Raw genomic sequence first — 18,868 nt, forward strand, 5'->3', positions numbered from 1 at the left:
CCTGTGCAGTACCTGTAGGAGCTGGCTTGCCGGCGATGGGCTGCAAAGCAGCCCCGGCAATATCAGCGCTTACCGGTACTCGGCAAGAACACCGCCAACAACCCGAACAATGGCAGGAACGAGCACAGCCCATATACATACTCGATACCACGCAGGTCCGCCACGTACCCCAGCAGCGCCGCGCCAATCCCGCCAAAACCGAACATCAGCCCGAAGAAGATCCCGGCGATCATGCCCACGCTGCCCGGCACCAGCTCTTGCGCATACACCACGATCGCGGAAAACGCCGAAGCCAGGATAAAGCCGATCACCACGCTCAAGACCGTGGTCCAGAACAGGTCGGCATACGGCAGTGCCAGGGTGAACGGCGCCACGCCCAGGATCGAGAACCAGATCACCGCCTTACGCCCGATGCGGTCACCGATCGGTCCGCCAAAGAAGGTGCCAGCCGCCACCGCGCCAAGGAACAGGAACAGGTGCAGCTGCGAGCTGGCCACCGACACGTCGAACTTCTCGATCAGGTAGAAGGTGAAGTAACTGGTGAAGCTGGCCATGTAGAAATACTTGGAGAACACCAGCAGGCCCAGCACGATCAGCGCCGCGATCACCCGCCCGCGGGAAATGCCGTGGCTCGCCTGCACCGCCTTGCGCGCCTTGGCCTGGTTGAGGTGCTCCTTGTACCAGCCGCGCAGCATCAGGGTCACGCCGAGGAAGAACAGCCCGGCCAGGCCGAACCAGGCCACGTGGGTCTGGCCGAACGGAATGACGATGGCCGCCGCCAGCAGCGGGCCCAGGGCCGAGCCGGTGTTGCCGCCCACCTGGAAGGTCGACTGGGCCAGGCCAAAGCGCCCGCCCGAGGCCAGGCGCGCAATACGCGAGGTTTCCGGGTGGAAGGTCGACGAACCGATCCCCACCAGCGCCGAGGCCAGCAGAATCATGGGGAAGCTGCCGACGAAGGCCAGCATCACGATACCCAGCAGGGTGCACAGGGTACCCAGCGGCAGCAGGTTCGGCGTTGGCCGGCGATCGGTGAAGAAGCCGACCCAGGGCTGCAGCAACGAAGCGGTGATCTGGAACGTCAGGGTGATCATGCCGATCTGGGCGAAGCTCAGGTCGTAGTTGGCCTTGAGCATCGGGTAGATCGCCGGCAGCACCGCCTGGATCAGGTCGTTGATCAGATGCGCCAGGGCGCAGAAACCGATGATGCGCATCACAAGTGGCGTGGCTTGGCTTGTCGCCGCGCTGGTGGACGCCGTGGAGGCGCTACTGATGGCCATGTGCCTGAATCTCCGTCCGCAGTTTGGGATCCGATTATCGGGAAACAAATAGATACATAGCTACCTTTTTTATCCCTCTGTCGAGACGTACTTGAAAATGGTTCTCAATATAATTAGCATCCTTTGCCTATACCCCTGTCATCGTTGGGCGAAAAGGCCCCTATCGTGAGCAGACCGATCCCATGAGCCCGATGCCCGCCAAGCAACTGCAGCCCGACCCACAGCAGGAAGCGCTGGAGTGGTTTTCGCTGTTGCGACAGCCCGGTTGCGACGAACCCCTGCGCCAGGCGTTCGCGGCCTGGTGCCAGGTGCAACAGAACGCCCAGGCCTACGCCGAGCTGGAAACCTTCTGGCAACAGCTGCAACCCCCTCCCGCCCGCCCTCGCCCACGGCAGGTCGCCGCACGCCGCAGCCACCTGGGCAAATGGCTGGCGTTGCTATTCCTGCTGGGGCTGGGTGCTGTCGCCTACCTGTACTGGCCACTGATGCAACGCCTGGGCAGCGAGCTGCACACCGATGTGGGTGAACGCCGCAGCATGCGCCTGGCCGATGGCACTACCCTGCACCTGGACAGCGCCAGTGCGATGAACGTCGACCTGCGTGGCCGCACGCGCCATCTACACCTGGTGCAGGGCCAGGTTTTCCTGGAAGTGATGCTCGACGGCCGGGCCATGGAGGTGGAGGTAGGCGATGCGCGCATCCAGGTATTCGGCACCCGTCTGCAGCTCGCCCGCCATGCCGGCCATGACGAACTGGTGGTGCTCAGTGGCAAGGCCATGGTCCTCCAGGGCGGCGATCAGCGCATGGTGTCGGCAGGCGAACGGGTGACCTTCGATGGCAAACGGATCGACCCGCTGCAGAAGGCCGACCTGAAAACCGCCGACAGTTGGCGCAGCGGGCGCCTGAAAGCCACCGACATGCCCTTGGGGCAAGTGCTGGAACGCCTTGCCGGCTACCAAGGGCAGCGGCTATGGATGATGGATGAACAAACCGCCCACCGGCGCGTGAGCGGCGACTTCAACCTCGATCGGCCTGGCGAAAGCCTGGAATCCCTGGCTGCCGCCCAGCATCTGAAGCTGCAAGGCGTGCTCGGGCACTGGCTGGTGGTGCGCTGAAACCGGCCCCTGCCGCTAAGTTTTTGAAAGCGTGCAAATTTTTTTTGAAATGAGTGTTGACAGAGGGGCCGTTCAAGAGAATAATGCGCGCCATCGGCTACATAGCTCAGTTGGTTAGAGCATAGCATTCATAATGCTGGGGTCCGGGGTTCAAGTCCCTGTGTAGCCACCAAACAAGACGAAGGGCTTACCGCAAGGTAAGCCCTTTTTCTTTGCCTGCGAAAAATCTAAACAGCTTGCGCGGTACATGTGGGAGCGGAGCGCCTGTCGAGTCTCACTTCGTACAAGGCAATCCCCACCTCAACGTATGCCGGTCACCGCCACCGCCAGGCCAAGCCCGATCAGCGCCACACCGATCACCCGATCCACCAGCAATTGCCGCTCTATCATCGCCTTGCGCAATGCCACGCTGGAGAAAAACACTGCGACCAGGCTGAACCACAGCCAATGGGCGAAGGACATGAACGCGCCGTAAGCGAAATCCAGCGCCAGCGGGCTGCCGGGTTGAACCACCTGGGTGAAGGCGCTGATGACGAACAACATCGTCTTGGGGTTGAGGGCATTGGTCAGGAAGCCCGTGCGCAGGGCCTGCATTACGCTGGCAGCGGATTGGTCAACGCCGTCAAGGCTGATGCGCTGGGTGCTGGTCAGCGATTGGTAGCCCAGGTAGATCAGATAACCCGCGCCCAGTACTTTCATGGCCAGGAACAGGGCTGGGCTCTGGCTGATGATCAATGCAATGCCCAGCACCGTGTACAGCACGTGCACCTGTACCCCCAGGGCGATGCCCACTGCGGCAGCCAGCCCGGCCTTGCGGCCCTGTGCATAACTGCTGCGGGTGACCATGGCGAAGTCGGCACCAGGGCTGATGACGGCGAGCAGGGTGAACAGGGCGACGGCAATGAGTTCGGTCATGCTGATGGCTCTCGATAGGCGATGGAAATGCACAGGCCGTGGATTATCGAGCGCTTATGGGCAAGGAAAAATCGATTTATAGTGAGGCATATCTGATAGTTTTTTTCACAGAGGTGTAGTGCCAGTACCGGCCTCTTCGCGGGCAAGCCCGCTCCTACAGGTACCCCACAGGGCCTGAATACTGTGGGATACCTGTAGGAGCGGGCTTGCCCGCGAAGAGGCCGGTACAGGTAAAGCCAATGCCATGAAACTGCCGCCACTCAACGCCTTCCGCTACTTCGACATCGCCGCCCAAACCGAGAGTTTCGTGCGCGCCGCCGAGCACCTGCACGTCACCCATGGCGCGGTCAGCCGCCAGGTACGCCAGCTTGAAGAAAGCCTTGGCGTGGAGCTGTTCGAGCGCCGCAACCGCGCCCTGTTCCTCACCCCTGCCGGCCGTGCCCTGCAGGGCACCACCCAGGCGATCTTCGAGCAGCTCGAAGGCGCCGTGCAGCGCTTGCAGCAACAGGCCCGCGACAATGTGCTGGTATTGTCCTGCGAGCCCACCATCGCCATGCGCTGGCTGATCCCGCGCCTGCCCCGCTTCCATGCCACCCATCCCGACCTGCAGTTGCACCTGGTGGCCGCAGGCGGGCCGTTGGACTTCGCCCGCAGCGGTGTCGACCTGGCACTACGCCGCGACGACTTCCACTGGGACCAGCAGCTGTACAACCTGAAAATCTGCGACGAATGGATTGGCCCGGTGTGCCGCCCCACCGCCCCCACCCAGCTCGATGGCCAACGCCTGCTGCACAGCAACACTCGCCCAGGTGCCTGGCCCACCTGGCTGCGCCTGAGTGGCCAGCAGGCCCGGCACACCGAGCGCAGCGACTACGAGCATTTCTATCTGTCGATCCAGGCCGCCAGTGCCGGCCTGGGCCTGGCCATGGCATCAGCCCTGATGGTGCGCGACGAAATCGACAGCGGCCAGTTGCAGGCGCCGTTCGGCTTTGTGCGCGACGGCTCCGCCTATCACCTGCTCAGCCCCCACGTCCTGGACGATGGTGGCAAGCGTCAGCGCTTCGCCGCGTGGGTGGTGGACGAATGCCAAGGCTGCCTGACTCATTTGGGCTTGATGCAGAACGACGACCCAGCGCCGCCATCGCCACCCCAGGTGCGATAGCCGGCAGTATCCAAATGGATGCGCCCGGACGGGTAGCGGCCCAGCCCCATGTTCCAGGCCTGGCCGTACTGCTGCCAGAAGCGGCACAGCGGGTTGGGATCGGCCCAGGCTGGCAACAGGATATCGACGGCGAAGGCACGGGTGTGGGCACTGTTGGCCGCCCCGCCGGCGCAGGCATTCAAACGCGGGTCACGGTAGGCTGAGACGACCTCGAACTGGCGCAGAATACCCTGGTCGTCGAGCGTCTTGATCAGCGAGAGAGTCGAACGTACCGCTGGCCAGTTGCTGGCAGGCGGCACGGCGAAAGGTGACGCGCGGCACAGCCTCCAGTCCGATGCCGAGCGTAGCAACTGGTGGATAGGCACTACGCCGTAAAGGCGCGCATCCACCAGCATTTCTCGGAAAGGACGGGTCTGATGGTCGCCAGCCCACTGGGCGAACATCCACAGGTCGCGTTGGTCGGCGTGGGCGGTGCCCGCTATCAGCAGGCTTGCCGCCAGAAGCAGTGCTTTCATCCGTTGACCATCCCTGTATTGAAACTGCTACACGCTGCTACGAACGCTATTGATCCAAAGCCCGCAACCGATACTGCGGCGGCAACTGGGCAAAACCGCTGATGGTAGTGTCCAGGCTCTTCCAGCGCCCATCCTTGATGCCATAGATACAGCCGTGCACCGACAGCTCCTGGCCGCGGTGCCAGGCGTTCTGCACGATGCTGGTGTGGGCCACGTTGGCCACCTGCTGGATGACATTCAGTTCGCACAGACGGTCGACCTTGGCCTCTTCACCGTCCAGTTTGGCCAGCTCGCCACGCTTTTCGTAATACAAATCGCGAATCGAGCGCAGCCAGCCATCGATCAGGCCCAACTGGCGGTCCTGCATGGCAGCGCGTACGCCACCACAACCGTAGTGGCCGGTGACCAGGATGTGCCGCACCTTCAGCACCTCCACCGCATACTGGATCACCGACAGGCAATTGAGGTCGGTGTGCAGCACCACGTTGGCGACGTTGCGGTGGACGAACAGGTCGCCCGGTAGCATGCCGACGATTTCGTTGGCCGGCACGCGGGCATCGGAGCAGCCGATCCAGAGGAACTCCGGGGTCTGCTGGCGGGCCAGTTTGGCGAAGAAGTCGGGGTCACGCTGGTTGATCGCGTCGGCCCAGCGGGCGTTGTTGTCGATCAGTTCCTGCAGGTCGTGCATGGTGGTTGCCTCATCAGGGTTTGCCTGTGTGACAGGGCCAGCCCCTGCAAGGTCACTCCTCGAGCAGGGTGCAGGCCATCACCAGGGCGTCTTCACGGCCACCGGCAATTGGATAATAGTCGCGGCGGCGGCCGATTTCGTTGAAACCGTAACGCTCGTACAAACGATAGGCCGACTGGTTGCTGGCGCGCACTTCCAGGAAACACTCGCGGCCATTGAGCTGGTAGGCCCGGGCCATCAGGTGCTCCAGCAAGCGCAAGCCCAGGCCACGGCCCTGGTTTTCCGGCTTGACGGTGATGTTGAGCAGGTGCGCCTCGTCGATGATCACGTTGATCACGCCGTGGCCTACCTGCTGCTGGCCATCGAACATCAGCCAGATCTCGTAAGACTTGAGCGCATCCTGAAAGATCCCGCGGGTCCAGGGATGACTGAACGCGGCATATTCAATCTTAAGTACGGCATCCAGATCCGCCTCGGTCATCGGGCGGAAGCTGATCGAGTCACTCATTCAACGCTCTTCCAGCGCGCCATCAGCTGGCGCATGGCTTTCCAGACGTCCGCCTTGCGCTGCGGCTCGTCCATCAACAGTTCAAGGCCCGGCAAGGCCCAGGCGTCGCCCAGGCCTTCGAGCTTCAGGGTTTGGTAATAGGCTTCGGCGTCGGCATTGGCGGCAAAGCGCAGCGCCGGCAGGCCGACCAGCCACAGGCAGGTACAGGGGGCGTCCTCCAGGCGGGCCTGGACAAAGCCCTGGACGAAATCGCGCGCGGCCTCCGGGCCCTGGTCCATGTTGCCGCGCACCAGCAGTGGCCAGCGCACCGGCTCGCCGATGATCTGCGGGGCGTCGGGCAGGCCGGCGGCGCGCAGCATGTCCTTGAGCAGCAGGTAGGACGGGTCGCGGCTCTGGAACGGCTGGCCGGTGGCCAGCTCCACCAGCAGCAGGCAATTGCCAGCACGCAGCAGTTGCAGCGAGAAGCGCGGTGGCGGCACCGGTGCCGGACGCGCTGGTGCGGCCTGCTCCTCGGCCTCGACGGGCTTGGCGGCCGGCTTGGGCGCACTGCCCGGGCGCGGGATCTCGATTTTTGGCCGCTCGCCGGAGCGCGCCTGGGGGGTAGCGGGCGCATCGTTGCCAGCCGGTGCCGGCCTGACCTCGAAATCCAGGTCCTCGACCGGCACCACCGGCAGCAGCAGCTCAGGCCGCGTCGGTGCGGCGAACGGCAGTTCGGCGCGCGGCAGCCAGTGCACCACTTGCATGGCGGAAAGGTAGGCGCGGCGACGGGGTTCGGTGAGCAAGGGGTGGATATCCGAGGGGTGGAGGCAGTTGGGCATTCTAACGTGTACGCCTTGGTTTTTGCAGCGCCTATCAGACCGAGCGCCGCCCGCGCGGCGCATCGCGACGCAAGGCCGCTCCCACATCTGTTTCGGGCCAATTACTCCTGAGCCCTTGGCGCGCGCACCCTGGGTGTATGACTGGAAATTGTAGAAAAGCAGCAGCGCAACCTTCGATATCGAAGGGGGCAAGCAAGGCGGGCAGCGATGACTTCACAGGAGGGACTGGCCCGAAACAGATGTGGGAGCGGCCTTGCGCCGCGATGCGCCGCGCGGGCGGCGCTCGGTCTCACTGTCACCACAAAAACCAAGCCATACACCCATGTGACATAAGGTTATCCCCCCATTACAGACCAAGGGGTGAAAACCTCCCCCCCGGATGCAGTACAATCGCCCCTTTTTCTTGGCAACGAGTCGCAGCCAATGATCGAACCCAAGCGCGTCCTGCGCGCCCTAGCCGAACACTGGGCCCTGATCGAGCCGCTGTGCGAGCGTTTCGACCAGGGCACCCTGAGCCTGGTCGAACTGCGCCAGCACGTGGCCCGCCAACAGGTCGAGAGCACCCCGCAGGACATCACCCAGTTGCTCGATGTGTGGATCCGCCTGGATATCCTGGTCCCGGTGGCCAAGAGCCCGAACCGTTTCGAGCTCAACGCCCAGATCCACGACTTCCTCGCCTACCTGCGCCGCGAACACCGGCTGGGCCTGTGCCTGGAGATCGAAGCCTACCTGCGCCACCTGGAGCGCCTGGCCGGGCATATCCAGGATGCCTTCGACAACCGCGACAGCGACGACCTGGCGCGCCAGCTGCGCCTGCTCGACATGCGTGTGCGCGATGTACTGAAGAAGCTCGACAACGACGAGCAGGCGCTGGTGGCCGTGGCCGAGCGGGCCAAGACCAGCAACCGGCAGATTCCGCTGCGCCAGCGTTATGCTGAAGTACTGGCCACCTGGGACGAGTACGTCGAGCCGATGATCCAACTGGTCAACGCCGATGGTGCGTTCGAGCAGGGCGTGCGCAAGGTCGAGACCGTGCTGCTGAAGCTGCTGGGTGAACAGGCACGCCTGGGCCACCTGGTCGACGACGACATGCTGCTGCGCACCCACGCGCGCATCCTGGAAATGCAGACCAACGCCCAGCTGACCCTGCGCCACGCCCGCGAACTGCTGCTGCCGCTGCGTGAAGAAGCGCGCCGGCACAACGCCGTGACCCGTGGCGCCGCGCTGGCCCTGTCGGTGATCCGGCGCAAGGGCATCGATGCCGTGCCGCAAGCGGCCATGCCGATGTTCACCCGCCCGCAAAGCACCTTCCTCGGCAGCGCCAGCCAGGTCGAGGCCTACGTATACGCCCTGGCCCGCTTCGAGCCCAAGCCGGCGCGCTTCCCCAAGGCCCACAAGACCCAGTCCGGCGCCCTGCCCCGTGCACCGCGCACGGTCAAGGAAATGGCCGAGCGCTGCGAACAGGCCCTGCCGCTGCCCGACCTGATGGTCTGGCTGCTGGAGCAGGAGCCCGAAGGCGCCACCGACGAGCTGCTGTACTGGTTCTCGCGCCTGTCGCGGGAAAAGCGCTTCAAGCGCGAACGCCTCGACCGCCGCGAATACACCACCCAGGAACACCTGGTCAGCCTGCGTTCGTTCGCCCTGACCTCCAGCCGCGAAGACGCCACCAGCGCGCCTACCGAACCCAACGCGAGCCCAGCCCATGCATCTTGATCTTTCCGAACTGTCCCAGCTCGCGCCGATCTTCCGCGAGCTGTTCAAAGGCTTCCACGTCAGCCGCCGCGACCCCGAGCTGTACGCCCAGCTGTCGAACTTCCAGGACCAGTACCGCACCCTGTTCAAGGCCCTGGGCTTCGAACTGGTATGCGACACCCGTGGTTTCTACTACTTCGTGCCGGACATGGCCGCCGCGCAGGTCAACAAGACCGCCCAGCGCCTGTCACTGTTCACCTTCATCCTGGTCGAGCACCTGGCCGACCAGGGCCGCGACCCAATGGCCGTGCTCGACGGCGGCAGCATCGGCCGTGACGAGCTGCCTTCGCTGCTGGACAAGTACCGCGACCTGTTCCTGCAGGCCGAAGTGCAGAGCGTGGACGAGCTGGAAGAAAAGATCCTGCGTCGCATGACCCAACTCGGCTTCGCCCATGAAGAAGGCGGCATCTACCGCTTCCTGCCGCCGATGCACCGCTTCCTCGATGTGTGCCTGGCCGTGCAGCAGGACCGCGACCTGGCGGCCACCCTGCACAGCGACCTGCCACTGCCGACCCCGGTGCTGGTCGAGGAAGAAAGCCCCGAAGAACTCAACCGCACCGACGACCCGCTCGACCTCAGCCCCTTCGAGGGCGAGGAAAGCGAAGAGGAAGCCCTGGCCCGGGCCATCCGCGAAGAGCAACAGGAGATTGACTCATGAGCCAGGAACGCTACGGCATCCGCCGCTTCGCACTGCTCAACACCGCCGGCTACAGCCTTGGCCTGTTCCCGCTGGAGCACCCGCTGTCGGTATACGGTGCCAACAACCTGGGTAAATCGGCGTCGATCAACGCCCTGCAGTTCCCGATCCTGGCGCGCATGTCGGACATGAGCTTCGGCAAGTACAGCCTGGAGCAATCGCGCCGCTTCTACTTCGCCAGCGACACTTCGTACATTCTCTGCGAACTGAGCCTGCCCCACGGCCCGCACGTGATCGGCGTGGTCGGCCGCGGCCCGGGCGGCGGTTTCGGCCACCAGTTCTTCGCCTACAAGGGCGAACTGGACCTGGCCCACTACCAGAAAAACGACACCTGCCTGCGCCAGAAAGAGCTGTTCACCAACCTCGAACGCTTGGGGATCAAGGCCTACGAGCTGAAGCCGGACGAGCTGCGCCGGCTGCTGGTCGGCGGCCACACGTCGGTGCCGCTGGACCTGACCATGATCCCGCTGCGCTCCACCAGCGAGCAAAGCCTGAAAACCTTCCGCGCGCTGTTCATCAACCTGCTGCACATGCGCGAAATCACCGCCGCCAAGCTCAAGCAGCTGTTCCTCGACGCCTTCGAGCACAGCTTGCGCTCGGGCAGCGTCGACTACATCGCCGCCTGCGAAGAAGCCTTCCGCGACGTGCGCCGCATGGAACAGGACTACAACGCCCTGGTCGCCGCCGGCCCGCTGGTCGAGGCCCTGGCTGGTGGCGTGGCCCAGCGCGACATTCTGCGCGGCAAGCTGCACCGCATTTCGCCGGTGCTCGACACCCTGCTGGGCACCTGGCAGGAATACGCCATGGCACGCAAGGAAGAGCTGGTCATCCAGGCCGAGCACTACCGTGGCGAGCAGGACCGCCTGCAGAACGACCAGCGCGGCGGCACCCAGGAGCTGATGCGCCTGGAGCGTGAAATCACCGGCATCCAGCGCTGGCTGGGCGAGCTGTCGGTGCTCAAGCACCGCTTCGCCCTGGTCGATGACGTCAAGGTCCTGGAGCAGCAACTGCTGGCGGCCAAGGACGCCCACGACGAACTGGCCGGCGCCCTGGCCCAGTCGCGGCAGTTCAGTGCCGAAGACCTCGACGAGCGCGTGCGCGACCTGGAAAAACGCCTGAAGCAGGTCAAGCAACAGCTCGACCACGCCGACAATAACAGCTACGCCCGCCTGCGCGAGGAATTCTCCCAACAGGACGTCGACCGCCTGATGCGCCTGTTCAACGGCGCGCTGTTCAGCCTGCCGCTGGGCGACCGTGGCATCGAGCTGGACGACAGCGACCTGTGGGTAAAATCGCTGGAAGCGGTGCTCGACGGCTTCAAGGGCGAACGCTTCGAAGCCCCGGGCCTGTCCATCGACCTGTCGCACATCGACCCGCCAGCGCTGCAAGCCTTGGCCGACCGTGCGGCCCTGCGCGACCAGAAAGAGCGCCTGGAAAAAGAGCTGAAACAGCTCAAGACCCAGCAGGCCGTGGCCGCCGACCGCTCCGCCTCCAAGGCGCAGACCGAAACCCTGTACCAGGAAGTGCTGGACGCGCAGAAGGCGCTGGAAGACTTCCGCCGCAGCGAAACCCTGGCCGCCGAAGAGCCCGAGAAGCTGGAACAGCTGTCACAGCTGGAAGCTGCCCAGGACGAACTGAAGCGCTCCAGCGACGCCTTCACCGAACGCGTCCAGCAACTGTCGGCCAAGCTGCAGCTGGTCGGCCGCCAGATCGGTGACCTCGAGGCCAAGCAACGCACCCTGGAAGACGCCCTGCGCCGTCGCCAGCTGCTGCCGGCCGACCTGCCCTACGGCACGCCGTACATGGAAGCCATCGACGACTCGATGGACAACCTGCTGCCGCTGCTCAACGACTACCAGGACAGCTGGCAGAGCCTGCAACGGGTGGATAACCAGATCGAGGCGCTGTATGCCCAGGTGCGCCTGAAAGGCGTGGCCAAGTTCGACAGCGAAGACGACATGGAACGCCGCCTGCAACTGCTGGTGAACGCCTACGCGCACCGCACCGACGAGGCCCTGACCCTGGCCAAGGCCCGCCGCGCCGCGGTCACCGACATCGCCCGGACCCTGCGCAACATCCGCAGCGACTACGACAGCCTCGAGCACCAGCTGGCCCTGTTCAACCGCGAGATCAACAAGCGCCAGGTGTCCAACCTGGAAAGCTTCCGCGTGGTACTGGCGCCGAACAAGGAAGCACTCAAGCACATCGACCAGATCATCCACAGCGCCGGCCAGTACGAAGAAGGCGAAACCCTGTCGGTGTTCGACCTGACCCAGAGCGCCGAGCAGGACAACAAGAACGAAGAGGCCAAGGAATACCTGGCACGGCTGGTGGCGGCCAACCACAACCAGCTGGGCCTGAAGGACCTGTTCGAGCTGGCGTTCGAGATCACCAAGGTCAACGGCCAGCCGGTGATCCACGCCGACATCGACGGCGCCGCATCCAACGGCACCACCATGACCATCAAGGCGCTGACCAACATGTACCTGTTGCTGCACCTGATGGACCGTGACCTGGCCGGGCGCATCCGCCTGCCGTACTACCTGGACGAAGCGGCGGACATCGACGAACGCAACCAGGCGGCACTGCTGGAGACCAGCCTGCAGTTGGGCTTCGTGCCGATTCTGGCGAGTGTGAAGCCGCAGGTATCGGCGCGCGTGGCAATCGACCTGGAAGGTGGCAGCGGGCCGAATGGCATCTACATCGACGAGGCGGACTGGAAGTTCATCAGCCGTCGCGATGAGGTGAAGGCGGTTGTGCGTGAGGATCAGGCCGAAGAGTTGGCCTGAGGCAGTTGGGGCCGCTTTGCGGCCCATTCGCGGGTAAACCCGCTCCTACAAGGTTACGCAGTCCCCTGTAGGAGCGGGTTTACCCGCGAATGGAGGCCAAAGGCCTCCCAGCAAGCTACCGGGCTATCAGTGAGCCCAAGGCAGGATCGGAATCGCCGTCACCGCATTCTGCGGGCTGCCTTCGATCATGCGGTCGCTGTACACCAGGTACACCAGCGTATTGCGCTTCTTGTCGAGAAAGCGCACCACCTGCATGGTCTTGAACACCAGCGAGGTACGTTCCTTGAACACTTCCTCGCCATCCTTGAGCTCACCCTTGAAGTTGATCGGCCCGACCTGACGGCAGGCAATCGATGCCTCCGCCCGGTCCTCCGCCAGCCCTAACCCACCCTTCACACCGCCAGTCTTGGCCCGCGACAGGTAGCAGGTCACGCCCTCCACCTTGGGGTCGTCGAACGCCTCGACCACAATGCGATCGTTCGGCCCGACGAACTTGAACACGGTGGACACCTGGCCGATTTCCTCGGCCCCAGCCAGCATCGGCAAGGCCAGTGCCAGCACGGCAATCATCCTTTTCAGCACGTGGCCGCCCTCAAACCAGAACCAGGTTGTCGCGGTGGACCAATTCCGGCTCCGCGATGTAGCCCAGGATGCTTTCGATGGCATCCGACGGCTGGCCAATGATCTTCTGCGCTTCCAGGGCGCTGTAGTTGGCCAGGCCGCGGGCCACTTCAACACCGTCCGGGCCGACGCACACCACCATCTCGCCACGGCGGAAGCTGCCCTGCACGGTCTTCACGCCGACCGGCAGCAGGCTCTTGTTGGCCTGGCGCAGGGCCTGCACGGCACCGGCGTCCAGCACCAGGGTGCCACGGGTTTGCAGGTGGCCGGCCAGCCACTGCTTGCGCGCGGCGAGCATGCCGCGCTCGGGCGACAGCAAGGTACCCAGGCGCTCGCCGGCCTTGAGGCGGTCCAGCACGCGTTCGATGCGGCCACCGATGATGATGGTATGGGCGCCAGAACGGGCCGCCAGGCGCGCGGCGCGCAGCTTGGTCTGCATGCCGCCACGGCCCAGGGCACCACCGGTACCGCCGGCCACGGCGTCCAGTGCCGGGTCGTCGGCACGGGCCTCGTAGATCAGCTGGGCTTCGGGGTTGTTGCGCGGGTCGGCGTCGAACATACCATCGCGGTCGGTGAGGATCACCAGCAGGTCGGCCTCGACCAGGTTGGCCACCAGTGCCGCCAGGGTGTCGTTGTCGCCGAAGCGGATCTCGTCGGTGACCACGGTGTCGTTTTCGTTGATCACGGGCACCACACCCAGGTCGACCAGCGTGCGCAGGGTGCTGCGGGCGTTCAGGTAGCGCTTGCGGTCGGACAGGTCGTCATGGGTCAGCAGGATCTGCGCGGTGTGCTTGCCGTGCTCGCCGAAGCTCGACTCCCAGGCCTGCACCAGGCGCATCTGGCCGAGCGAGGCAGCAGCCTGCAGCTCGTTCATCGCGCTCGGTCGCGAAGTCCAGCCCAGTTGGCTCATGCCGGCAGCCACGGCCCCGGAGGAGACCAGTACCAACTCCACGCCCGCCTCACGCAGCGCGACCATCTGCTCGACCCAAACGGCCATGGCACCGCGGTCGAGGCCCTTGCCATCGGCGGTCAGCAGAGCACTGCCAATCTTCACGACCCAGCGCTTGGCGCCCGTCACCTTGCTTCGCATCTTCTTCCAACCTATGTCGATCTGTAGATACCAAAACGCCGCTCCAGAGAGCGGCGTTTAGTGTACTGCAACCGGTCAGTCGCGCACGTAAATGATTTCCGGGCCGTCTTCGTCGTCCTCGAAATCATCGTCCCAACCGTCATCGTCGCCGATGTCGTGCACGCTCTTGACGCCGGTGCGGCGCAGGGTGCGCGCGTCGTCCAGGGCCTGCAACTGGGCGCGAGCCTCGTCTTCGATGCGCTGGTCGAGGTCGGCCAGTTCTTCGGCGTAGGCCGGGTCGTTGGCCAGGCGGTCGGCGCGGTCTTCGAGGTAGCGCATCAGGTCGTGGCTGAGTTTCTCGGTGCCCTGCTTGGAGATGGCCGAAATCACGTAGACCGGGCCTTCCCACTGCAGGCGCTCGACCACTTCCTTGACCCGCTCGTCGCGCTCGTCATCCATGACCATGTCGGCCTTGTTCAGCACCAGCCAGCGCTCACGCTCGGCCAGCGACGGGCTGAAGCGGGTCAGCTCGTTGACGATGACTTCGGCGGCATCGGCCGGGCTGCTTTCGTCCAGCGGCGCCATGTCGACCAGGTGCAGCAGCACACGGGTACGCGCCAGGTGCTTGAGGAAGCGGATACCCAGGCCGGCGCCTTCGGAAGCACCTTCGATCAGGCCGGGGATGTCGGCGATGACGAAGCTCTTCCAGCGGTCGACGCTGACCACGCCCAGGTTTGGCACCAGGGTGGTGAACGGGTAGTCGGCCACTTTAGGCTTGGCGGCCGAGACCGAGCGGATGAAGGTGCTCTTGCCCGCGTTCGGCAGACCCAGCAGGCCAACGTCGGCCAGCACTTTCATTTCCATCTTCAGGTCGCGCTGCTCACCCGGCTTGCCTGGGGTGGTCTGGCGCGGCGCACGGTTGGTGCTGGACTTGAAACGGGTGTTGCCCAGGCCGTGCCAGCCGCCCTGGGCGACCATCAGCTTCTGGCCAGGGGTGACCAGGTCACCGATCACTTCCTGGGTCGAGGCATCGATCACGGTGGTGCCGACCGGCACGCGCAGGAACAGGTCCTCGCCTTTCTTGCCGGTGCAGTCGGTGCTGCCACCGTTGGCGCCACGCTGGGCCTCGTGGTGACGGGTATAGCGATAGTCGACCAAGGTGTTGAGGTTTTCGTCAGCCACCATGAACACCGAGCCGCCGTCGCCACCGTCGCCACCGTTGGGGCCACCGTTCTCGATGAACTTTTCGCGACGGAAGCTCATGCAACCGTTGCCACCGTCACCGGCCTTGACCCGAATGGATACTTCGTCAACAAACTTCATTCAAAACCGCCTCTCGTCTTCCGACGAGCTGAATACTGATAAACCTGAGGCTCTTGCAAAAATGAGCGCGGCGGCCCCGTACGACCGTAGAAACCCACGCCGGCAGCCCATACAAACAGCTTTGCAAGAGGCTCACCACAAACGAAAAAGCCCCGTCGCATGACGGGGCTTCTGGAGCGACGTCGCGATTAAGCTGCGACGATGCTCACGTAACGGCGCATGAACTCGCCTTTCTTCTCGAACTTGATCACGCCTTCGATCTTGGCGAACAGGGTGTGATCCTTGCCCATGCCAACACCGTAGCCAGCGTGGAATTCGGTGCCGCGCTGACGGACGATGATGTTGCCTGGCTTGATAACCTGGCCGCCATACATCTTCACGCCAAGGCGTTTCGATTCTGAGTCGCGACCGTTACGAGTACTACCACCAGCCTTCTTGTGAGCCATGGTTCAATTCTCCAAATAAATTCAGGGGATCTAGGGGATTAAGCCTGGATGCCGGTGATTTTGATCTCGGTGAACCACTGGCGGTGGCCCATACGCTTCATGTGGTGCTTACGACGACGGAACTTGATGATGCGAACCTTGTCGTGGCGGCCTTGCGAAACGACTTCGGCCACTACTTTAGCGCCAGCAACGACTGGAGCACCGATGGTGACTTCTTCACCGTTGGCGACCAGCAGGACGCGATCGAAGGTCACGGATTCGCCAGTGGCGACTTCCAGTTTTTCGATCTTGAGGAATTCACCTTCAGCGACTTTGTACTGCTTGCCGCCGGTAACGATTACTGCGTAAGACATGGTATTTCTCCGATAATCCTGCTCACCCAGCGCTTTATATGATGAGTATTGGCTGGCATGGCTGCACAGGGCTGGAACGGCCCGGTGCAATTGCGTAAGGCAGGTGCTGCCCAGGAAGTTAGGGTGCGCGATTGTACGCAACCCCGGTTTTGCTTGCAAGTACCGCCCCCGGCCAGCCGGCACCGCGCCTTGACACACCGGGACCCGCGACCTAGCATGCCGCGCAACCTCACTGGAGCAGCCGATGCAACCCCAAACCTTCTACCGCGCGGTGGCTGATGATTTCAGCGCCGTCGACGAGATCATCAAGAAGCAGCTGACCTCGCGCGTGCCGCTGGTATCGAAGATCGGCGACTATATCACGTCCGCCGGTGGCAAGCGCCTGCGCCCCCTGCTGGTGCTGCTGTGTGGCAAGGCCCTGGGCCGCGAAGGCGACGACCTGCGCCTGCTGGCCGCCACCATCGAGTTCCTGCACACCGCCACCCTGCTGCACGACGACGTGGTCGACATGTCGGGCATGCGCCGTGGCCGTTCCACCGCCAATGCCCTGTGGGGCAACGCGCCGAGCGTGCTGGTGGGCGACTTCCTTTATTCGCGCTCGTTCGAGATGATGGTCGAACTGGGCTCGATGCCGGTCATGCAGATCCTGTCCAAGGCCACCCGCGTGATCGCCGAGGGTGAAGTGCTGCAGCTGTCGCGGGTACGCGACGCCAGCACCACCGAGGAAGTCTACATGGAGGTCATCCGCGGCAAGACCGCCATGCTGTTCGAAGCCTCGACCCACAGCGCCGCCGCGCTGGCCGACGCGAGCGAAGAGCAGCGTGAAGCCCTGCGTACCTTCGGTGACCACCTGGGCGTGGCCTTCCAGCTGGTCGACGACCTGCTGGACTACAAGGGCGACTCGCAGACCCTGGGCAAGAACGTCGGTGACGACCTGGCCGAAGGCAAGCCTACCCTGCCGCTGATCTACACCATGCGCGAAGGCACCGCCGAACAGGCTGCACTGGTGCGCCAGGCGATCCAGAAGGGTGGCCTGGAGGACCTGGAGCAGATTCGCCTGGCAGTCGAGGAATCGGGTGCGCTGGAGTACACCGCCCAGCTGGCGCGTGACTACGTGAAGCGTGCCATTGCGTGCCTCGAGGTGCTGCCGGCCAGTGAATACCGTGATGCGCTGGTTGAGCTGAGCGAGTTTGCGGTCGCGCGTACTCACTGACGGACCGAGTCGTCTTCATTCGCGGGCAAGCCCGCTCCTACAGGATGACGAAAGCCCTGTAGGAGCGGGCTTGCCCGCGAAGCTTTTTGTCCGGACATAATCACTTCAGGAAAAATACCTTCTACAATGTGGGCTTTTAACCGCCTGTCTGTTTGAGGAACCGAAGTGAGCACTCTGCCACCCTGCCCAAAATGCAACTCCGAATACACCTATGAGGATGGCACTCAGCTGATCTGCCCTGAATGCGCCCACGAGTGGTCGGCCAGCGGCGACGCTGAAGCGGCCAGCGATGAGGTGGTGAAGAAGGACTCGGTCGGCAACATCCTGCAGGACGGCGACACCGTCACCGTGATCAAGGACCTCAAGGTCAAGGGTTCGTCCCTGGTGGTCAAGGTCGGTACCAAGGTCAAGAACATCCGCCTGTGCGACGGCGACCACGACATCGACTGCAAAATCGACGGCATCGGCGCCATGAAGCTGAAGTCCGAGTTCGTCCGCAAAGTCTGATTACACAAAAATCTGCCAATTGGCGCTTGCTATTCTGATAATAAGAATTATTCTCATTGGAACTGCTATCCAAGGAGAATAGCCATGACTTATCTGATCGACGCCTGGCTGGACCGCCCTCACCCCTACCTGCGCATACTTCATCGCGAAACCGGCGAAGTGTGCGCCGTGCTTGAAGAAGAAGCGCTCGACGAGCTGCGTGACCAGGGCGACCTGGACATGAGCGGGCTGAATTCGAGTGAACCGGGGGTGCTCAAGGAGCTGGTGCGGAATTTGTTTCTGTTCTGCTATGCGCGGGCATTGCGCCCTGGGGGAACAGATTGGAATTGAGGCCAGCAGGGCCGGCCTCATCGCCGGCAAGCCAGCTCCCACAGGTACTGCACAAGCCTTGAAGGCTAATGCCGCATGTGGGAGCGGGCAAGCCCGCGAATGGGCCGCAAAGCGGCCCCAGCAGCCTTACAGAACGTCGAGCAACTCGACGTCGAACACCAGCACGCTGTGCGGCGGGATGCTGCCAACGCCTTGAGCGCCGTAGGCCAGCTCGCTCGGCACGTACAGGCGCCATTTGCTGCCAGCGTTCATCAGCTGCAGGGCTTCGGTCCAGCCAGCGATCACGCCACCTACCGGGAATTCAGCTGGCTGACCACGGTCGTAGGAGCTGTCGAACACAGTGCCGTCGATCAAGGTGCCGTGGTAGTGGGTACGCACGTTGCTTTCGCGGGTCGGCTTGGCGCCTTCGCCGGCAGTCAGTACTTCGAACTGCAGGCCCGAGGCCAGGGTGGTGATGCCGTCACGCTTGGCGTTTTCAGCCAGGAATTCCTTGCCAGCGGCAGCAGCGGCTTCGGCCTTGGCGGCAGCTTCGGCTTGCATCACTTCACGGATGACCTTGAAGCTGGCCGACAGGTCGGCTTCGCTAACGCGGCTGTCGGCACCGTTGAAGGCGTCGGTCAGGCCGGCCAGGATGGCTTCCAGGCTCACACCTGGTGGCGGGTTGTCGCGCAGCTGGCCACCCAGCTGACGGCCGATGCCGTAGCTGACGCGGGTTTCGTCGGTAGACAGGTTGAGTTCGGACATTGTCGTGCTCCACTGCAGGGCGCAGT

20 protein-coding genes and 1 tRNA gene are annotated in these 18,868 nt (G+C 63.7%); 9 read left to right on the forward strand and 12 right to left on the reverse strand.

The window, feature by feature from the left end; genetic code table 11:
• Positions 1 to 62: 62 nt before the first annotated feature.
• Positions 63 to 1,277: an MFS transporter gene (locus TZ03_RS04325; protein ID WP_051095979.1), complete on the reverse strand. Its 1,215-nt coding sequence runs from the start codon at positions 1,275 to 1,277 to the stop codon at positions 63 to 65.
• Positions 1,278 to 1,468: 191 nt separating this feature from the next.
• Here TZ03_RS04325 and TZ03_RS04330 point away from each other — a divergent pair, with 191 nt between their 5' ends.
• Complete coding sequence (locus tag TZ03_RS04330) at positions 1,469 to 2,392, forward strand: FecR family protein (RefSeq protein ID WP_051095980.1); 924 nt, start codon at positions 1,469 to 1,471, stop codon at positions 2,390 to 2,392.
• Positions 2,393 to 2,487: 95 nt separating this feature from the next.
• Positions 2,488 to 2,564: transfer RNA gene (locus TZ03_RS04335), tRNA-Met, on the forward strand.
• Between the two features lie 128 nt (positions 2,565 to 2,692).
• On the opposite strand, the gene TZ03_RS04340 is transcribed toward TZ03_RS04335, so the two are convergent.
• Positions 2,693 to 3,307, reverse strand: coding sequence for a LysE family translocator (locus TZ03_RS04340; protein WP_051095981.1), 615 nt, complete (start codon positions 3,305 to 3,307; stop codon positions 2,693 to 2,695).
• Positions 3,308 to 3,551: 244 nt separating this feature from the next.
• On the opposite strand from TZ03_RS04340, the gene TZ03_RS04345 reads away from it, so the two are divergent.
• Complete coding sequence (locus TZ03_RS04345; protein WP_051095982.1) at positions 3,552 to 4,469, forward strand: LysR substrate-binding domain-containing protein; 918 nt, start codon at positions 3,552 to 3,554, stop codon at positions 4,467 to 4,469.
• Here the strand turns inward: TZ03_RS04345 and TZ03_RS04350 are convergent.
• The 4 genes from TZ03_RS04350 to TZ03_RS04365 are packed head-to-tail and all read right to left on the reverse strand — an operon-like array spanning position 4,409 to position 6,962.
• Positions 4,409 to 4,984, reverse strand: coding sequence for a D-Ala-D-Ala carboxypeptidase family metallohydrolase (locus tag TZ03_RS04350; protein ID WP_051095983.1), 576 nt, complete (start codon positions 4,982 to 4,984; stop codon positions 4,409 to 4,411). The genes TZ03_RS04345 and TZ03_RS04350 overlap by 61 nt on opposite strands.
• Positions 4,985 to 5,030: 46 nt before the next feature.
• Positions 5,031 to 5,672, reverse strand: a complete 642-nt coding sequence (gene can / locus TZ03_RS04355; RefSeq protein WP_051095984.1) for a carbonate dehydratase — start codon at positions 5,670 to 5,672, stop codon at positions 5,031 to 5,033.
• Between the two features lie 52 nt (positions 5,673 to 5,724).
• The gene (gene rimI / locus TZ03_RS04360; protein WP_051095985.1) at positions 5,725 to 6,180 is read right to left on the reverse strand and encodes a ribosomal protein S18-alanine N-acetyltransferase; all 456 of its coding nucleotides are present in this window, start codon (positions 6,178 to 6,180) and stop codon (positions 5,725 to 5,727) included.
• On the reverse strand, positions 6,177 to 6,962 hold the full coding sequence (locus TZ03_RS04365; RefSeq protein WP_051096128.1) for a hypothetical protein: 786 nt from the start codon (positions 6,960 to 6,962) through the stop codon (positions 6,177 to 6,179). The genes rimI and TZ03_RS04365 overlap by 4 nt, the downstream gene beginning before the upstream one ends.
• A gap of 459 nt (positions 6,963 to 7,421) precedes the next feature.
• On the opposite strand from TZ03_RS04365, the gene mksB reads away from it, so the two are divergent.
• Genes mksB through mksF form a run of 3 tightly spaced genes read left to right on the forward strand, consistent with a single transcriptional unit; the run spans position 7,422 to position 12,236 of the window.
• Positions 7,422 to 8,711, forward strand: coding sequence for an Mks condensin complex protein MksB (mksB, locus tag TZ03_RS04370; RefSeq protein ID WP_051095986.1), 1,290 nt, complete (start codon positions 7,422 to 7,424; stop codon positions 8,709 to 8,711).
• The gene (mksE, locus tag TZ03_RS04375; RefSeq protein WP_051095987.1) at positions 8,701 to 9,408 is read left to right on the forward strand and encodes an Mks condensin complex protein MksE; all 708 of its coding nucleotides are present in this window, start codon (positions 8,701 to 8,703) and stop codon (positions 9,406 to 9,408) included. Before mksB ends, mksE begins: the two co-directional genes overlap by 11 nt.
• Positions 9,405 to 12,236 carry an Mks condensin complex protein MksF gene (mksF, locus tag TZ03_RS04380; protein WP_051095988.1) on the forward strand — a complete coding sequence of 944 codons (2,832 nt, stop codon included), beginning with the start codon at positions 9,405 to 9,407 and terminating at the stop codon, positions 12,234 to 12,236. Before mksE ends, mksF begins: the two co-directional genes overlap by 4 nt.
• A gap of 126 nt (positions 12,237 to 12,362) precedes the next feature.
• On the opposite strand, the gene TZ03_RS04385 is transcribed toward mksF, so the two are convergent.
• The 5 genes from TZ03_RS04385 to rplU all read right to left on the reverse strand — a co-directional run bounded on the left by TZ03_RS04385 (position 12,363) and on the right by rplU (position 16,048).
• Positions 12,363 to 12,806 (reverse strand): CreA family protein, encoded by a 444-nt coding sequence (locus TZ03_RS04385; RefSeq protein WP_051095989.1) that lies wholly within the window; start codon positions 12,804 to 12,806, stop codon positions 12,363 to 12,365.
• A gap of 22 nt (positions 12,807 to 12,828) precedes the next feature.
• Positions 12,829 to 13,947, reverse strand: a complete 1,119-nt coding sequence (gene proB / locus TZ03_RS04390; RefSeq protein ID WP_051095990.1) for a glutamate 5-kinase — start codon at positions 13,945 to 13,947, stop codon at positions 12,829 to 12,831.
• Between the two features lie 75 nt (positions 13,948 to 14,022).
• Complete coding sequence (gene cgtA, locus TZ03_RS04395) at positions 14,023 to 15,249, reverse strand: Obg family GTPase CgtA (RefSeq protein WP_051095991.1); 1,227 nt, start codon at positions 15,247 to 15,249, stop codon at positions 14,023 to 14,025.
• A 188-nt stretch (positions 15,250 to 15,437) separates the two neighbouring features.
• Complete coding sequence (gene rpmA / locus TZ03_RS04400) at positions 15,438 to 15,695, reverse strand: 50S ribosomal protein L27 (RefSeq protein WP_003247464.1); 258 nt, start codon at positions 15,693 to 15,695, stop codon at positions 15,438 to 15,440.
• A 38-nt stretch (positions 15,696 to 15,733) separates the two neighbouring features.
• Positions 15,734 to 16,048: a 50S ribosomal protein L21 gene (gene rplU, locus TZ03_RS04405; protein WP_003247466.1), complete on the reverse strand. Its 315-nt coding sequence runs from the start codon at positions 16,046 to 16,048 to the stop codon at positions 15,734 to 15,736.
• Positions 16,049 to 16,292: 244 nt separating this feature from the next.
• Here rplU and TZ03_RS04410 point away from each other — a divergent pair, with 244 nt between their 5' ends.
• The 3 genes from TZ03_RS04410 (at position 16,293) to TZ03_RS04420 (ending at position 18,098) form a co-directional block, all read left to right on the forward strand.
• Complete coding sequence (locus TZ03_RS04410; protein ID WP_051095992.1) at positions 16,293 to 17,261, forward strand: polyprenyl synthetase family protein; 969 nt, start codon at positions 16,293 to 16,295, stop codon at positions 17,259 to 17,261.
• A 165-nt stretch (positions 17,262 to 17,426) separates the two neighbouring features.
• A complete protein-coding gene (locus tag TZ03_RS04415) occupies positions 17,427 to 17,768 on the forward strand; it encodes a zinc ribbon domain-containing protein YjdM (RefSeq protein WP_009686103.1) in 342 nt (113 codons plus the stop codon).
• Between the two features lie 84 nt (positions 17,769 to 17,852).
• Positions 17,853 to 18,098: a hypothetical protein gene (locus tag TZ03_RS04420; protein WP_003256316.1), complete on the forward strand. Its 246-nt coding sequence runs from the start codon at positions 17,853 to 17,855 to the stop codon at positions 18,096 to 18,098.
• Between the two features lie 126 nt (positions 18,099 to 18,224).
• Here the strand turns inward: TZ03_RS04420 and TZ03_RS04425 are convergent, their stop codons facing one another.
• Positions 18,225 to 18,842: an FKBP-type peptidyl-prolyl cis-trans isomerase gene (locus tag TZ03_RS04425; RefSeq protein ID WP_051095993.1), complete on the reverse strand. Its 618-nt coding sequence runs from the start codon at positions 18,840 to 18,842 to the stop codon at positions 18,225 to 18,227.
• Positions 18,843 to 18,868: the final 26 nt, after the last annotated feature.

The sequence above is a fragment of the Pseudomonas sp. 10-1B genome (assembly GCF_000935045.1).
Taxonomy (GTDB): Bacteria; Pseudomonadota; Gammaproteobacteria; order Pseudomonadales; family Pseudomonadaceae; genus Aquipseudomonas.

Bases quoted from the DNA above. Each gene is read 5' to 3' on its own strand.
- proB (WP_051095990.1), bottom strand. From the start codon at position 13,947: ATGCGAAGCAAGGTGACGGGCGCCAAGCGCTGGGTCGTGAAGATTGGC.
- TZ03_RS04385 (WP_051095989.1), bottom strand. From the start codon at position 12,806: ATGATTGCCGTGCTGGCACTGGCCTTGCCGATGCTGGCTGGGGCCGAG.
- TZ03_RS04350 (WP_051095983.1), bottom strand. From the start codon at position 4,984: ATGAAAGCACTGCTTCTGGCGGCAAGCCTGCTGATAGCGGGCACCGCC.
- TZ03_RS04325 (WP_051095979.1), bottom strand. From the start codon at position 1,277: ATGGCCATCAGTAGCGCCTCCACGGCGTCCACCAGCGCGGCGACAAGC.
- rimI (WP_051095985.1), bottom strand. From the start codon at position 6,180: ATGAGTGACTCGATCAGCTTCCGCCCGATGACCGAGGCGGATCTGGAT.
- TZ03_RS04340 (WP_051095981.1), bottom strand. From the start codon at position 3,307: ATGACCGAACTCATTGCCGTCGCCCTGTTCACCCTGCTCGCCGTCATC.
- mksB (WP_051095986.1), top strand. From the start codon at position 7,422: ATGATCGAACCCAAGCGCGTCCTGCGCGCCCTAGCCGAACACTGGGCC.
- cgtA (WP_051095991.1), bottom strand. From the start codon at position 15,249: ATGAAGTTTGTTGACGAAGTATCCATTCGGGTCAAGGCCGGTGACGGT.
- TZ03_RS04425 (WP_051095993.1), bottom strand. From the start codon at position 18,842: ATGTCCGAACTCAACCTGTCTACCGACGAAACCCGCGTCAGCTACGGC.
- mksF (WP_051095988.1), top strand. From the start codon at position 9,405: ATGAGCCAGGAACGCTACGGCATCCGCCGCTTCGCACTGCTCAACACC.
- TZ03_RS04330 (WP_051095980.1), top strand. From the start codon at position 1,469: ATGCCCGCCAAGCAACTGCAGCCCGACCCACAGCAGGAAGCGCTGGAG.
- TZ03_RS04420 (WP_003256316.1), top strand. From the start codon at position 17,853: ATGACTTATCTGATCGACGCCTGGCTGGACCGCCCTCACCCCTACCTG.
- can (WP_051095984.1), bottom strand. From the start codon at position 5,672: ATGCACGACCTGCAGGAACTGATCGACAACAACGCCCGCTGGGCCGAC.
- TZ03_RS04410 (WP_051095992.1), top strand. From the start codon at position 16,293: ATGCAACCCCAAACCTTCTACCGCGCGGTGGCTGATGATTTCAGCGCC.
- TZ03_RS04345 (WP_051095982.1), top strand. From the start codon at position 3,552: ATGAAACTGCCGCCACTCAACGCCTTCCGCTACTTCGACATCGCCGCC.
- rpmA (WP_003247464.1), bottom strand. From the start codon at position 15,695: ATGGCTCACAAGAAGGCTGGTGGTAGTACTCGTAACGGTCGCGACTCA.
- rplU (WP_003247466.1), bottom strand. From the start codon at position 16,048: ATGTCTTACGCAGTAATCGTTACCGGCGGCAAGCAGTACAAAGTCGCT.
- mksE (WP_051095987.1), top strand. From the start codon at position 8,701: ATGCATCTTGATCTTTCCGAACTGTCCCAGCTCGCGCCGATCTTCCGC.